This window comes from aff. Roholtiella sp. LEGE 12411 (genome assembly GCF_015206995.1).
Classification (GTDB): domain Bacteria; phylum Cyanobacteriota; class Cyanobacteriia; order Cyanobacteriales; family Nostocaceae; genus Komarekiella.
Window position 1 is genome coordinate 47,132 of record NZ_JADEXR010000022.1, and the last position, 14,142, is coordinate 61,273.

At 42.1% G+C, this 14,142-nt stretch carries 12 protein-coding genes and 1 pseudogene; 5 read left to right on the forward strand and 8 right to left on the reverse strand.

Translation table 11 applies throughout. From position 1 onward, the window contains the following. The first annotated feature begins 170 nt into the window (after window positions 1-170). Entirely contained in the window at window positions 171-1,091 is a 921-nt protein-coding gene (locus IQ246_RS07605; protein WP_194001634.1) for a class I SAM-dependent methyltransferase, read from the forward strand. Next, a complete protein-coding gene (locus tag IQ246_RS07610; RefSeq protein ID WP_194001636.1) occupies window positions 1,084-2,079 on the forward strand; it encodes a PrsW family intramembrane metalloprotease in 996 nt (331 codons plus the stop codon). The genes IQ246_RS07605 and IQ246_RS07610 overlap by 8 nt, the downstream gene beginning before the upstream one ends. 209 nt (window positions 2,080-2,288) lie before the next feature. Here IQ246_RS07610 and IQ246_RS07620 read toward each other — a convergent pair whose 3' ends face one another. The 3 genes and pseudogenes from IQ246_RS07620 to cysK all read right to left on the reverse strand — a co-directional run bounded on the left by IQ246_RS07620 (window position 2,289) and on the right by cysK (window position 4,960). Continuing rightward, window positions 2,289-3,161 carry a 6-carboxytetrahydropterin synthase gene (locus IQ246_RS07620; RefSeq protein ID WP_194001638.1) on the reverse strand — a complete coding sequence of 291 codons (873 nt, stop codon included), beginning with the start codon at window positions 3,159-3,161 and terminating at the stop codon, window positions 2,289-2,291. Between the two features lie 135 nt (window positions 3,162-3,296). Further along, window positions 3,297-3,986, reverse strand: coding sequence for a J domain-containing protein (locus IQ246_RS07625; RefSeq protein ID WP_194001640.1), 690 nt, complete (start codon window positions 3,984-3,986; stop codon window positions 3,297-3,299). A gap of 15 nt (window positions 3,987-4,001) precedes the next feature. Beyond that, a pseudogene (cysK, locus tag IQ246_RS07630) lies at window positions 4,002-4,960 on the reverse strand (cysteine synthase A). A gap of 585 nt (window positions 4,961-5,545) precedes the next feature. Between cysK and IQ246_RS07635 the strand changes: the two are divergent. After that, complete coding sequence (locus IQ246_RS07635; RefSeq protein WP_194001642.1) at window positions 5,546-6,364, forward strand: TlyA family RNA methyltransferase; 819 nt, start codon at window positions 5,546-5,548, stop codon at window positions 6,362-6,364. A gap of 156 nt (window positions 6,365-6,520) precedes the next feature. Here the strand turns inward: IQ246_RS07635 and IQ246_RS07640 are convergent, their stop codons facing one another. From IQ246_RS07640 to IQ246_RS07650, 3 genes are all read right to left on the reverse strand, one after another. Beyond that, window positions 6,521-8,449 carry an ABC-F family ATP-binding cassette domain-containing protein gene (locus IQ246_RS07640; RefSeq protein ID WP_194001644.1) on the reverse strand — a complete coding sequence of 643 codons (1,929 nt, stop codon included), beginning with the start codon at window positions 8,447-8,449 and terminating at the stop codon, window positions 6,521-6,523. 72 nt (window positions 8,450-8,521) lie between these two features. Beyond that, a complete protein-coding gene (locus IQ246_RS07645) occupies window positions 8,522-8,938 on the reverse strand; it encodes a DUF1824 family protein (RefSeq protein ID WP_194001646.1) in 417 nt (138 codons plus the stop codon). A gap of 81 nt (window positions 8,939-9,019) precedes the next feature. Further along, complete coding sequence (locus IQ246_RS07650; protein ID WP_194001648.1) at window positions 9,020-9,868, reverse strand: prohibitin family protein; 849 nt, start codon at window positions 9,866-9,868, stop codon at window positions 9,020-9,022. Window positions 9,869-10,011: 143 nt separating this feature from the next. On the opposite strand from IQ246_RS07650, the gene IQ246_RS07655 reads away from it, so the two are divergent. Continuing rightward, window positions 10,012-11,820, forward strand: coding sequence for an ABC transporter ATP-binding protein (locus IQ246_RS07655; protein WP_194001650.1), 1,809 nt, complete (start codon window positions 10,012-10,014; stop codon window positions 11,818-11,820). 38 nt (window positions 11,821-11,858) lie between these two features. Further along, window positions 11,859-12,284: a hypothetical protein gene (locus IQ246_RS07660; RefSeq protein ID WP_194001652.1), complete on the forward strand. Its 426-nt coding sequence runs from the start codon at window positions 11,859-11,861 to the stop codon at window positions 12,282-12,284. Between the two features lie 113 nt (window positions 12,285-12,397). Here the strand turns inward: IQ246_RS07660 and IQ246_RS07665 are convergent, their stop codons facing one another. After that, window positions 12,398-13,804 (reverse strand): NAD(P)(+) transhydrogenase (Re/Si-specific) subunit beta, encoded by a 1,407-nt coding sequence (locus IQ246_RS07665; protein ID WP_194001654.1) that lies wholly within the window; start codon window positions 13,802-13,804, stop codon window positions 12,398-12,400. After that, window positions 13,801-14,094 (reverse strand): NAD(P) transhydrogenase subunit alpha, encoded by a 294-nt coding sequence (locus IQ246_RS07670; RefSeq protein ID WP_191757267.1) that lies wholly within the window; start codon window positions 14,092-14,094, stop codon window positions 13,801-13,803. The genes IQ246_RS07665 and IQ246_RS07670 overlap by 4 nt, the downstream gene beginning before the upstream one ends. Window positions 14,095-14,142 lie beyond the last annotated feature (48 nt).

A 14,142-nucleotide genomic window follows, 5' to 3' on the forward strand; every position in this document is an offset into this window, starting at 1 on the left:
TGTGATTCTTAACAGATGTAAGTCACGTTTATCTGCAAATGTCAAGCTTCTATGCTAATCAGTAGCAAGTCAGGGCAGGCAAACTGCCGTTATCCAATTCAATTTACTTCTAGACTGACTTGCAGCAAGTATGTCATAAGTAGAAAAAGCTATTCAACGCAAACTGATTTATGACCGCTGCTGTAAACACTGCCCCTGGTTTTGCTTCCCGCTTGGTAAATGGCATATTGGCCATCAAGCCTTTGGCTAACCTAGCTAAGCATCAAGCCAGACAAATGATGATTAAACGTGCCGAGAAAATTGGCGTGCCTTGGACGCAAGAAGTCGAGACGCTACAGGCGCGTGATTGGAAAACTGATCTAGCTCAGGTACAAAATCCTCAGCTTTCCTACCCGGAATATTACTTGCGACCATTCCATGCCTACGAGGGCGGAGACCTCAGTTGGAAAGCTGCTTTTGAGTTGGAAGTTGCTGCTTGTACCGTCCACGCCGGAATCTGGCAGGATGCTGGAGCACAAGGAGATGCTAAACTACGCCAAAGTTACCACGATATCCTCAAAACGCAAATCCCTAATCAACCCCAAGATATCCTAGACTTGGCGTGCGGTGTGGGTTTAAGTACCTTTGCCCTGCAAGAAATTTATCCCCATGCCAAAATTACAGGCTTAGATTTATCTCCCTATTTCTTAGCCGTTGCCCACTACCGCGCCCAACAAAGTCAGGCTAAAATTAACTGGCTTCATGCCCAAGCTGAATCGACTGGGCTACCAGATAACTCATTTGATCTAGTCTCCATTTTCTTGATGTGCCACGAATTACCCCATTCAGCAACCCGAAAAATTTTTGCTGAAGTACGGCGTGTGCTACGTCCAGGTGGCTACTTGGCAATTATGGACATGAATCCCCAGTCTGAAGCTTACAAGAAAATGCCAGCCTACATTTTGACACTGCTCAAAAGTACTGAACCGTACTTAGATGAATATTTCGCTTTAGACATTGAGGAAGTTATTGTTCAGGCGGGTTTCCAAACTCCCACTATGACTGCTAACAGTCCCCGTCACCGCACAGTAATTGCTCAGGTGAGTGGCTAATTTCTTCTTACTACTGTGGGCAGTAATGCCCCCAATGCTGCTGCTGGGCTATTACTATTGTCGTATCCCAAATGCCCCACCTCTATTACGCTTGCTGTTGTTCTTTATTATTGGGGCAATATCTGGTTTCTGTGCTCTTAGTATCGAATGGATTTTTGAAACTGTATTCAACTGGCTTGTAAACTGGCAGCAAATTCAGGGATGTTTGGCAACAAGGGGCTGCACATCTGGGCTTGTTGGTGTAGCCTTACGGCAGCTTGTAGAAATAGGGCCAATTGAAGAAGGTTGCAAGTTGATGGGGGTTATTGTCCCAACCTGCTATCTGCAACGTAGGTATCGATTACTTCCTGCTACCATTTTCCTCTTCACCATAGCTGTTGCTCTCGGATTCACCGCCCAAGAGAACTGCATTTACATTTTCCACGGCACTGCATCAATTCTTGACCGTAGTATCGGCACGCCAGTCCACGCCATGTTTTCTGCCCCTTGGGGGTATGCCCTGGCAATATATATTTCTTCCACCATCCGCTTACATCGAGACAGGAAGCTTGTTCCTTGGGCTTGGCTTAATGCTGTAATCTGTCATGCCCTAATCAATGTCTTATCTGGTGCTTGGCGTTACTCACCACCCCTACATTACCTTAGCTATGGTTTATTTCCGTTGCTGTTGTGGATGTTTTGGCGACTGGAGCAATTACTGCGAAGAGTACAAGGCAAAACCCCTATCATCTTGATCTCAGGTTACACACCCCAGCATTGTTACTGGCAGAAGGGTTTAGTGCTGTTTGCCCTTATACTGGGTGGAAATGCTATTTTTGGGCTGTTTATCCTAGCAAGACAACTTAGCCCTTTGCATTGGTCGCAGATTTTAGACACTGAGATAATATGGTTTGCACTTAGACAAGTTTCGCAAAATCTTGTTTTCGGAATTTTAGCCTGGGTAGTTTATCGTTATTTGCGACATTCAGCATGTCGTCGATATTTTTAAAATATGATTTAGAAAAATGCTAGAGGGTTTTTATGCAAACAACTCCAGTGCGTTGGACGACTGCTGACTTACAGCTATTTGCAGGCGATCGCAGAAATCGCTATGAGATTATTGGTGGAGAATTTTTTTGTTTGAAACTAGCATACTGAAGCAATTAAATACTACTAAGTAATAAGTAATGGTAAAAATAATTACCAATTACGAATTACTTAAACTTTTGCCAAAACAGGCTCATTTATTACGTTATTGACTAAGTTGGATTCTGACTCAGTACAGTAGATTTCGCAGGAGTTATTAGGACTTTCGATCAGTTTAACTTTATAGAGCATAGCTCCTAATTCCTGGATAGGCGATCGCAGTAAATTACTAATGTAAAGTGCGATATTCTCAGCAGTGGGAACGACTTGGGCAAAGTAAGCAATATCTTTATTTAGAAAAGTGTGATCGAATTGCTCAAGCACATGACCTTCTACCGCCTGATTCAGAGCACCTAAATCAACAATCATCCCAGTGCGCGAATCAATTTGCCCTTTCACAGTGACTTCTAAATGGTAATTGTGTCCGTGACCGTGGGGACGAGCACACTTGCCGTAAATCTCAGTGTTTTCTTCATCACTGAACTGAGGATGAGCCAGCCGATGAGCGGCGCTAAAATGAGTGCTGATGGTGAGGTAGGATTCCATTCCGTTTCCCATATAATCTGCCCAAAGTTGAGGATGTTCAAATAACTGCACACGAACTAGAGGCAAGTGAGGTGTTAGCCTTTGCCAGATAATTCGTGCAATATTCTCAGTTGTGGGCAGAGTTTGCTGAAATTCTACCCACACATCGTTGAGATAACAGAAGTCCAATTGGCTGGTAACTTCCCGTTTAATTACGTGTTTCACGTCGGACAAGTTCAGCACCATGCCATATTTATCTAATTCCCCAGCAAGGGATATAAATAATACATAGTTATGTCCATGTCCGGGAAATCTAGAGCAAGCACCAAATTTCTCAATATTCTCGGTTTCACTTAGTTCTGGCAACCAATAGCGATGACTTGCTGAAAACTGAGCACGGCGATTAACAATGCATTGCATGAGTATACTGATAGAAAAATTTAAAATTTCTTAACCTTTTACTGCTTCCAGCATAAACTAATTTCAGCTGCTTCGCGGAGTCTCAAGTCCAAAGTCCAAAGAAATTAATCTTGACTTTTAACCCTTGACTACTAACTACTCAACCGATGCTTGGGCCTCGCAATGCAATCTTTCAGCAATGCGGAATAGTTCTAGACCTGTATGCAAATAACGATCATCGTAGCTCAAGGGAAAGTAAGCTAACTCTTCTAGGCCATCTCCAACTTGACTGAGGCTGTAGTAGAGGTGAGCTGCTGCTCTTGCTAAACTAGGAGGATTCGGCAGAGAGCGAAGAGTCATTTGTGCCTGCTTGAAGTCATCACGACAAGCTTGTAAGTATTCCTGAAATTCTTCTAACAACTCATCATCAAAGGGATCGGCAGCTAATTGCTCCATTTGTTCCTCTAGAGAATAAAGAATGCTACAAAGCAGGCGATTAACTGGTTGATAAACTTGTCGCAGCCATTCATCGACTTGTTCGTCAGCATCCCGTCCTGTTTGCCGTGTTGCTTTGTAACGCTTTTGAGCATAATTTGTACGCTGTTGGCGATCGCTATTTAATTTTTGATAGCTACCTCGTAATTGTTGGTCATAATTGAGACGATTATGAGTATCGCCTAAGACCTCATACGCGGCATTGATACGGATAATTCGCTCTTTATCCGCTGTTTCCTGATTACTGTCAGGATGAAATAATTTTACCAAGCGGCGATAAGCTTGCTTAATCTCCGCTTGGCTGGCATTTTGACTAACTTTGAGTGTTTCGTAGTGGTTAGAATCGACCATTGATCTAATTTATCGTTAGCTGACGCTAGCTGCTACTCTTGCCTCTAGGTCTTGGAACAATGGTGTACTTAGATATCTCTCTCCAAAACTGGGCTGAATCATCACAATTAACCGTCCTTTGTTTTCTTGACGCTGGGCAATTTGAATTGCCGCACATAATGCGGCTCCACTGGAAATACCAGATAGTAGCCCTTCTTCTCTTGCCAAACGCCGACCATAAGCGATCGCTTCTTCATCAGTGACCGTAATCACTTCATCAATTAATTTCACTTTTAGCACTTGGGGAATAAACCCAGCGCCAATTCCTTGAATTTTGTGCGGTCCAGGTCGTCCCCCAGACAAGACTGGACTATTGGCTGGTTCAACAGCGATCGCCTGAAAACTCGGCTTGCGTGTTTTAATTACTTCTGCTACACCAGTAATTGTACCACCTGTTCCAACCCCTGCCACAATTATATCAACCTGTCCATCAGTATCTTCCCAAATTTCCTCAGCTGTCGTTTCTCGATGAACTTTTGCATTAGCTGGATTACGAAACTGTTGCAACATATAAGCATTTGGCATACTGTTAACTATCTCCTGTGCCAGCCGAATTGCCCCACTCATACCTTCAGCACCTGGTGTTAGTTCTAAGCTCCATAGGCTCGCAACATTGCCCGTCGCTCCCCACTCATTGTTTCGGGCATTGTCAAAATTAATCGATAACCCTTAGCTGCTGCTGCCATTGCTAGGGCAATTCCTGTATTTCCAGAGGTAGGTTCCACCAAAATTGTCTTCCGGGGAGTTATTAGTCCCTCTTCCTCGGCGGTATTAATCATGCTTACTCCAATCCGGTCTTTAACTGATGCAGATGGATTCAGACTTTCCAGTTTCACCAAAATCTGAGCAACACACTCTTCTGCTTGGGGAATACGGTTCAATTGCACTAGGGGTGTACGACCGACAAGTTCTGTAATGTTACGAGCGATTCGCATAATTAATCCTTAGTTAATAAGTAATCGGACAGAAATATTTACACATTAGGTTTTAGGCTACATAAGGGTTTCAGGTCGAAATTTGTGTAATTAATTTTGTCTTACTACTTAGTTATAGTTAATAGACCCATCCGAAAACTCGCAAGCCAATATTTACAAGGCTTTGAGACCAGTCCTTGCAGATTCTGTTTCAACGAAGAAATCAGTGTTTGATATAGTTACTGATAGTTTAGAGCGGAAAAATACATAGAGGTTGCCCGATGCAAACACAATTTTTAATTAATACTAAGTTATTTCGGTAAGACAAAAGTTCCAATTCGCATTATTAAATATGCCAAGTAGCCTAAGTATGTTGACGGGTATCATTATGTATAATATTTTAAGTTAAGCTTTGACATCAAAAAATATTATGTAAAAATAAAATATTATAGGTTTAAGTAATAAGATTAGCGATCGCCCTTTATAAGTTATATCTCGAAAGCAATCGAATGGTATTGGACGAATTCGTTTGCAGGAAAGCTGGTTAACCGAGAAGAAATTATCAATCGTGCTTTGACTTTAATCTTATCAGGAGAATCTAGTTAATTGGCTAAACAGCGACTCGACACATTATTAGTAGAGCTAAATTTATGTTCTTCTCGCGCCTTAGCACAGAGGCTAATTCAGGCGGGGGAAGTTAGTGTTAATAACCAGGTAGTTGATAAATCTGGTACAGAAGTTGATATTTCGGCTCAAATTAAGGTTAAGGAGCGATCGCCTTTTGTTTCTAGAGGTGGTGAAAAACTCCTCAAAGCTTTGTCAGTATTTGCCATTCCTGTAGTAGAACGCATTTGTTTAGATGGGGGCATTTCTACTGGTGGTTTTACTGATTGTCTTTTGCAAGCTGGAGCAAAAAAAGTTTATGGTATTGATGTCGGTTACGGACAAGTTGACTGGCGTTTACGAAATGATGCGCGGGTGATTTTGCGCGAACGTACCAATTTGCGACAACTAAGGCCAGATGAGTTGTATGGGGAAGATGACCCTATTCCTGATTTGGCGGTGGTGGATGTATCGTTTATTTCCTTAACCAAGATTTTACCTGCTTTGTGGCAGCTAACTCAAGCTGACCGGGAAGCTGTATTGTTAGTCAAGCCACAGTTTGAAGTCGGAAAATCCCGTGTGGGTAAAAAAGGTGTTGTGCGCGATCCTAACGACCAAGCTGATGCTATTTTTCAAGTTTTACAGGCGGCTCAAGAGTTAAAATGGAAATACAAAGGCTTAACCTGGTCGCCGATTACTGGCCCTGCTGGGAATATCGAATATCTTTTATGGTTGGGAATAAATAGTGAGACACCATCGCCTGATTTAGCGGCAATTAAGCAAATAACACAATCAGCAACAGCCGATTTACGGAAAAATTAAGCAGGGCTACCGCCTGACGTTACAGTGAAGGCATAGTCTCCAAAAAAGCATTCCCAGCCGGAGGCTAGGAACAAGATAACGAATGTGGGATAAGCTTTTGCACTAAAGTTGACACGTATGGGCAAGGCTAAAGCCATGACGCACTATATTAAGACATTAAGACTCCATCTCTGCCAATTCTAACCAGCGCTCAGTTGCCACATCAATTGCTTGCTTGAGCGATTCCACCTGTTCATAGAGTTTTTGCACTTGGGTGTAACTCCCAGCATGGACATTCGTCAATGCTTTTTCGGCTTCTGCTTTCTGGGCTTCTAACTGAGCAATTTTACCTTCCAACTGTTCAAATTCTTTTTTTTCCCAATTTGATAGTCCCCGCCGCTTTTTACTCTCTACTTCTTTGGGCACAGATGCAGTTTTGTGAACTGCTACATTTTTTTGCTTTTCCTTAGTATTAGCAGCTTGTTGCTGTGCTTCTTCGGCTTTTTTATAGTCCAAATAAACTGAGTAATTACCTGGATATTGCCGGAGATTACCGCCTTCTTCAAAGGAAAAGATTGTGTCTATAGTGCGATCAAGAAAGTAGCGATCGTGAGAAACTACAATTACACACCCCGAAAAATCTTCTAAATAATCCTCTAGTACTGCCAATGTCTGTACATCTAAATCATTCGTAGGTTCATCTAAAATCAAGACATTGGGCGCACCCATGAGAACGCGTAACAGAAATAAACGGCGTTTTTCTCCACCAGAAAGTTTATGAATTGGTGCATATTGCTGATTCCCAGGAAACAGAAACCGCTCCAGCATTTGGGAAGCAGTAATTTGAGTACCATCGGTAATTTTGACAAATTCTCCTTCTTCTTTGATATAGTCAATCACGCGCTGATCTTCATTCAACGCTGTAAGTAATTCTTCAGAATGCTGGTCAAAATAACCGATATGAATCGTACCACCAATTTCCACACTACCAGAATCAGGTTTAACCCGCCCAGTAAGCATATCCATTAAAGTGGATTTACCTGCACCGTTACCGCCGATAATGCCGATGCGGTCTTCTGGACTAAATTCGTAGGTAAAATTATTGATGAGGGTACGTCCATCGTAGGCTTTAGAAACTTGATTTAGTTCAATAACTTTTTTGCCTATACGACGACCAACTGTAGATATATCAACTTTACCCTGAACTTGCTTAAACTCAGTGTCTCGCAGAGCATGAGCGCGGTCAATTCTAGCTTTTTGTTTCGTACTCCTGGCTTTTGGACCACGTTTAAGCCATTCCAATTCGCGCCGCAACACACCTTGATGTTTGCGTTGACTGCTAACGGCAGATTCTTCAGATAGAGCTTTCTTTTCGAGATAATATGAATAATTACCTGTGTAAGTATAAATGTCGCCTCGGTCAATTTCAACAATTCGATTAGTGACCCGATCCAAAAAGTAGCGATCGTGTGTTATGAGAAAAAGTGCGCCACGATAACGGTTCAAATAACTTTGTAACCATTCCACAGAAAGAGCATCAAGATGGTTTGTTGGCTCATCCATGAGTAAAACATCGGGTTCTGATAGCAGTGCTGATGCTAAAGCGATGCGCTTGCGATAGCCTCCAGATAAAGTACCTATTTTGGCGTCAAAGTCTGAAATTCCTAACTTAGTAAGGATGATTTTGGCGTTGATTTCTACTTCCCAAGAATCCGTTGCATCCATACGTTGCATCACTACAGAAAGGCGAGACATTAGTTGACTATCATCTGGATAATGAGCCAGTTTATCTGAAAGTTCTTCGTACTGACGCACCAAAGCTGTATGTTCGCCACTATCAGCGAAAACTTGCTCTAAAACTGTGTGATTTTCATCTAAATCTGGCTGCTGTGGTAAGTAGATAATTTTAGAGCCAGAGTTAACTAAAATTTGACCGCTATCAATTGTTTCTAGCCCGGCTATCATCTTTAATATGGTTGATTTGCCAGAACCATTAGTACCAATTAAACCAACTTTATCGGTAGCATCAAGACTAAAGCTAGCATCTTTGAGAATTTCTTTGATGCCAAAGTCTTTCTTCACTGATTGTAGTGTAATAATACTCATAATATTTAGTAATTAATTATTATTGGTTATTAATTCAGTAGGCAAGGCATACTCCCTACCTACTGCCAAAATCTATACAAATAAATCCAAAGGTAAATGTCCATACATTTCGTTAATTCCCCCTTCTTGGTAAGATTGGCAAGACACTAATACCCCGCGATGATGTCCGAAATAGGAATCTAGATAGCACAAGCCATTTTTACCATTTAATTTTATATAAACTGGGCCTTCCGATGTAGGTAGATTGTTGGGTGCTTCATAACCAAAAGCCAGAGAATAGGTTTTCATAGCTAAAATTCCTTCTTCTGCTGTATCAGCACAAATTCCTAAAATTTGATAATCAGAAAGGCTGGTAAGCAAAATTAAAGCATGGCGAGTTACAGCTTTTTCTGATGGCTTGAGGACAGGTGCAATGTCTAGACAGTTGAATTTATTCAGGATTTTTTTCGCTTCTTCAGCGGTGAGATTGTGATGATTAGGAGTTGACATAAACTTGGATTATTCCCTGGTTGATGTTTCTTTGGTGTCTGAGTTGGGCATAGCCCAACTTATTAATATTATTTACTCGAATCAGGGTTGATTTGAAACATTCCCTAGGTTGAAAAGGAAAGGGACGCTGCCTTTTGAGTCACCACTCATAACGAGAACTTTTGGCATCTGAGCGCCGCCAGTCTTCCAAGCTTCAATTGCTTCTTTTTGCAGAACTAACTGTCCTCCTTGGGCTTTGAGAGTCTCTGCTAATAGTCTTTGAGCTTCCGCCTTACCCTTAGCGCGATTTACCTCTGCTTGGGCTTCTTGTTCAGCTTCCCGCGCCACATAAACGGCTCTTTGTGCTCGTTGTTCAGCAATTTGTTTTTCTTCAACTGCTCTGGCAAATTCCGGTGAGAAAGCCAAGTCAACTACGCTAGTATCTAACACAATTATCCCATATTTGTCTAAGCGATCGCCTAACGCGTTATCAAAGTCTTCCTTCAATTCACTTCTTTTGGTAATTGCTTCTTCCACTGTTCTTCTAGCAGCTGCAATTTTAAATGCTTCTTGTGTCTGAGGTGCGATGATTTTTGATACAATATTTTCTAAAGTTCCTTGTTTCCTTCTGACTTGAACTACTTGTATGGGATCAAGGCGAAAATTAATCGCAAATCTAGCAGATAAATTTTGTAGATCCTTAGTAGAACTTTCTGCTGGCACCTCAAACTTTTGTACAGTCAAATCATACACATCAATTACGGAGATGAAGGGTGGTTTCAGATGAATACCTTCCAATAAAGCACCATCTCTGGCTTTACCCAAGATGCTAATCACTCCTGCTTGTCCTGGGTTGATAATAATAAAGGCATTTAGTCCAATAATCACCAATATTGCCAACACAATTCCGAAGACTGTGGTTTGCCAATTTCCTAATTGCTGATTTTTCAAGTTTTTATCTCCGTTTTTGTCCGCAGGTAAGTCCTGTATTATGTTGACACGTCAGATGCCTACCTACACATACCAAAGGCTACAAAAGTTAAAATGCTCCCTATTTTTGTGGTAATATCATTTACACGCAACTGCGAAAAGCCGTGGCTATAGTATTAAAATCTCATCGGGCATCAAGAAGGCGTAAACATTCCGCACATCCTCTCCAGCGCCTCCTTGAGTATGGACACCAGTATCGTAAACAAATTTGGCTGGCGACTACTTATTCTATTTTGAATAAATTTTTTGATTTAGCACCACCTGGATTAATTGGTATAGCGGTGGATGTAGTAGTAAAGCAGCAGAATTCCATCATTGCACAGTTAGGAGTGAAGGATGTCTTTTGGCAATTTCTGATTATTTCCTTCCTCACTGTTATTGTTTGGATACTAGAATCAATTTTTGAGTACGCCTACGCTCGACTTTGGCGAAATTTGGCCCAGAATATTCAACATGATTTGCGTTTGGATGCATACAAACATTTGCAAGAATTAGAATTGGCTTATTTTGAAGAACGCAGCACTGGCGGTTTAATGTCCATCCTCAGTGATGATATTAACCAATTAGAGCGATTTTTGGATAGTGGAGCAAATGATATCATCCAAGTTGCCACAACCGTTTTAATTATTGGTGGTGCCTTCTTTATTTTGGCTCCTAGTGTGGCATGGATGGCGATGTCGCCGATGCCATTTATCCTCTGGGGTTCGTTGGCTTATCAACGGTTGCTTGCACCTCGCTACGCTGATGTGCGGGAAAAAGTAGGTTTCCTCAACTCACGTCTGGCAAATAATATTAGCGGTATTACTACTATTAAAAGTTTTACAGCCGAATCTTATGAAGCCTCACGTTTGGAAGTAGATAGTGAAGCTTATCGCCAAAGTAATGCTAAAGCAATTAAACTTTCTGCTGCTTTTATACCCTTGATTCGGATGTTGATTTTGGTAGGGTTTACCGCATTATTATTATATGGCGGTATGGCAGCGGTTTCGGGAAAAATGTCTGTAGGAACTTACAGTGTATTAGTATTTTTAATTCAGCGTTTGCTGTGGCCTTTAACCAGATTAGGCGAAACCTTTGACCAATATCAACGAGCAATGGCTTCTACTAATCGAGTTATGGATTTGTTGGATACTCCCATCACTATTCATACAGGAAATACAGTATTACCTGTAGAAGAAGTGCGCGGTGAAGTGGAATTTAAAAATGTCTATTTTGCTTATCAAGATAGATTACCAGTAATTAAAAATCTCTCTTTAGATATTCCAGCAGGAAACACCATCGCAATTGTCGGTTCAACTGGTTCAGGTAAAAGCACTTTAGTCAAACTTTTATTACGGTTGTATGAAGTGCAAACGGGAAATATTACCATCGATGGCATTGACTTACAAAATTTGAATTTGCAAGATTTACGTCGCTGTATTGGCTTAGTCAGTCAGGATGTGTTCTTATTTCATGGCACTGTAGCAGAGAATATTGCTTATGGCAGCTTTGACGCCACCAATATAGAAATAGTGATGGCGGCTAAAGTGGCTGAGGCGCACGAATTTATTATGCACCTGCCTCAAGGTTATGAGACAATTGTCGGAGAAAGAGGACAAAAGTTATCTGGTGGACAAAGACAGCGGATTGCGATCGCTCGCGCAATATTAAAGAATCCACCCATTTTGATTTTAGATGAAGCTACCTCCGCAGTGGATAATGAAACAGAAGCCGCAATCCAGCGATCGCTCGAACGAATTACAGTTAATAGAACCACAATTGCGATCGCTCATCGTCTTTCTACCATCCGTAATGCCGATTGCATTTATGTCATGGAACATGGGAAATTAGTAGAGTCGGGAACCCATGAACAACTGTTAGATAAAAATGGTACTTACGCCAGTCTCTGGCTTGTACAGAGTGGCTTAAAATAAGTATCACCCATTCTTTGTCTCTTAATTACGAATTATTTATGATGTTTGGTAGTACCCAACCGGAAACAGGAGATAACAAGTGGCGTCGCCAGTTGGATAAATTTGTCAAAGCAAATCAGCCAGAATTGGCGGCGTTGTTTTGGGGATTATGGTTAGAAAATGGTGATAGCCAGGGTACTATAGGCATTGATTTGCAACCAACACCACATTTTGTGTATTGTCCTAAAAAGGCGATAGAGAAACTAAATACTCAAGTTGAGAATCGGCTTCAAGAAATTTTGGGAATTGTCGAAAATCATAAGCCGGAAGCAGAAGTTGTGATGATTGGTATTGGTAATGGTGAAATCAAGTTAATTCAGTTTGCACCAGAACCAGCACCACCTGATTGTTTTAAGCAATTTGCTAAAGATGTAGATGGTTTATTAGAACTACTAGAACAGCGCATGAGTGAGCAGTTGCCATAATTTCTTTTTCTCATCACTGTTTCTAAGTCAAAAAAATTGCCTCAGAAGGATCACTTCCAAGGCAAATCAACTCTCCTTGATTATTTCTTACACTCCGCGTTCCCTGCGGTTAGTTAAAGTTGCTTAACTTCCGAAACTAACTTCGACACCATATCCTTTGCGCTACCAAAGAGCATCGTAGTTTTATCTTTGTAGAACAACTCATTATCTACACCGGCAAAACCTGTACTCATCCCGCGCTTAATCACAATCGTCTGCTTTGCTCGATCTACTTCCAAAATTGGCATACCATAAATCGGGCTATTGGCATCACTACGTGCCGCTGGATTGACTACATCATTAGCCCCAATGACTAAAGCCACGTCTGCTTGCTCAAACTGGGGATTAATATCTTCCATGTCATACAACTGGGTATAAGGTACATTTGCTTCAGCCAGCAATACATTCATGTGCCCCGGCATTCTACCAGCAACGGGGTGAATGGCATACTTGACATCAACGCCCATCCGTTCTAACTGATCTGATAATTCCCGCACACTGTGTTGCGCTTGGGCAACTGCCATCCCATAACCAGGTACAATGACCACAGAACGGGCATAACCCAACATCATCGCTCCTTCTTCGGGATCGATGCTGCGAACGGTTTGATCGGTTGCAGCACCACCACTAGCAGCAGCACCGCCACCAGAGCCTGTACCAAAAGCACTGAACAGCACACTAAATAGAGAGCGGTTCATTGCTTTACACATAATTTCAGTCAGGATTAACCCAGATGCTCCCACCAGAGCACCAGCAATGATCAACATATTGTTCATCACCACGAACCCAGCCGCCGCCGCCGCCACACCTGACAAGGAGTTCAACAGCGAAATTACCACAGGCATATCACCGCCACCAATGGGGATGACGAACATCACGCCCAGCAGCAATGAAACGCCAACCACTCCCAAGAATATGGGTAAGCTATCAGGTGTGATAATTAAGTAGGCACTACCCACCACATAAGCACCCAAAAGCAACAAGTTAAATGGTTGCTGAAATGGGAATGTAATTGGGGAACCGCTGATTAAACCTTGCAATTTGGCAAAGGCGAGAAAACTACCTGTGAAGGTAACACCGCCGATTAACACATCCAACAGCATAGAAATGTTGACGTCTAGCGGTATCGGCTGAGAACTATCCAGTAACCGCCAGAATTCTGCAACAGCGACTAATGCGGAAGCAGCACCGCCTAATCCGTTGAGTAAACCCACCATTTGGGGCATTTCCGTCATTTGGACTTTGTAGGCGACGATCGCACCAATCCCCGAACCAATCGCCAAGCCTAACAATATCATCTCGTAATTCAACACATGCTGATCCAGCATTGTTGCTGCGATCGCCAACAACATCCCCACAGCCGCTATAACATTACCGTTCCGCGCTGTGGCAGGTGATCCCAGCTTTTTCAAACCCAATATGAATAACGATGCAGCGACTAAGTACGTCAGCTGAATGCCAGTTGGTAAAAAATCGCTCACGCCTTAATCTCCTTTTTCTTGAACATTTGCAGCATTCTATCTGTGACTAAAAAACCGCCCACGACGTTGATTGTCGCCAGCACTACAGCAATCAAACCGAGAATTACGGACACATTCGTGTCTCTCGCACCAGCAGCCACTATCGCTCCCAGTACCGCAATCCCAGAAATCGCGTTGGAGCCTGACATTAAGGGCGTGTGCAGAGTCGGTGGTATTTTGTTGATGACTTCAAAGCCGATAAAGGATGCTAAAACGAATACAAACAAAGCAGCAAGTAATGCTTCTGTCATGAAATAAAAACTCCTTGTGTAAATGGGGAATGGGGCATTGGGGATGGG

Excerpts from the sequence above, each read along its gene's own strand:
- IQ246_RS07605 (WP_194001634.1), top strand. The coding sequence starts at position 171 with ATGACCGCTGCTGTAAACACTGCCCCTGGTTTTGCTTCCCGCTTGGTA.
- IQ246_RS07620 (WP_194001638.1), bottom strand. The coding sequence starts at position 3,161 with ATGCAATGCATTGTTAATCGCCGTGCTCAGTTTTCAGCAAGTCATCGC.
- IQ246_RS07625 (WP_194001640.1), bottom strand. The coding sequence starts at position 3,986 with ATGGTCGATTCTAACCACTACGAAACACTCAAAGTTAGTCAAAATGCC.
- IQ246_RS07640 (WP_194001644.1), bottom strand. The coding sequence starts at position 8,449 with ATGAGTATTATTACACTACAATCAGTGAAGAAAGACTTTGGCATCAAA.
- IQ246_RS07645 (WP_194001646.1), bottom strand. The coding sequence starts at position 8,938 with ATGTCAACTCCTAATCATCACAATCTCACCGCTGAAGAAGCGAAAAAA.
- IQ246_RS07660 (WP_194001652.1), top strand. The coding sequence starts at position 11,859 with ATGATGTTTGGTAGTACCCAACCGGAAACAGGAGATAACAAGTGGCGT.
- IQ246_RS07670 (WP_191757267.1), bottom strand. The coding sequence starts at position 14,094 with ATGACAGAAGCATTACTTGCTGCTTTGTTTGTATTCGTTTTAGCATCC.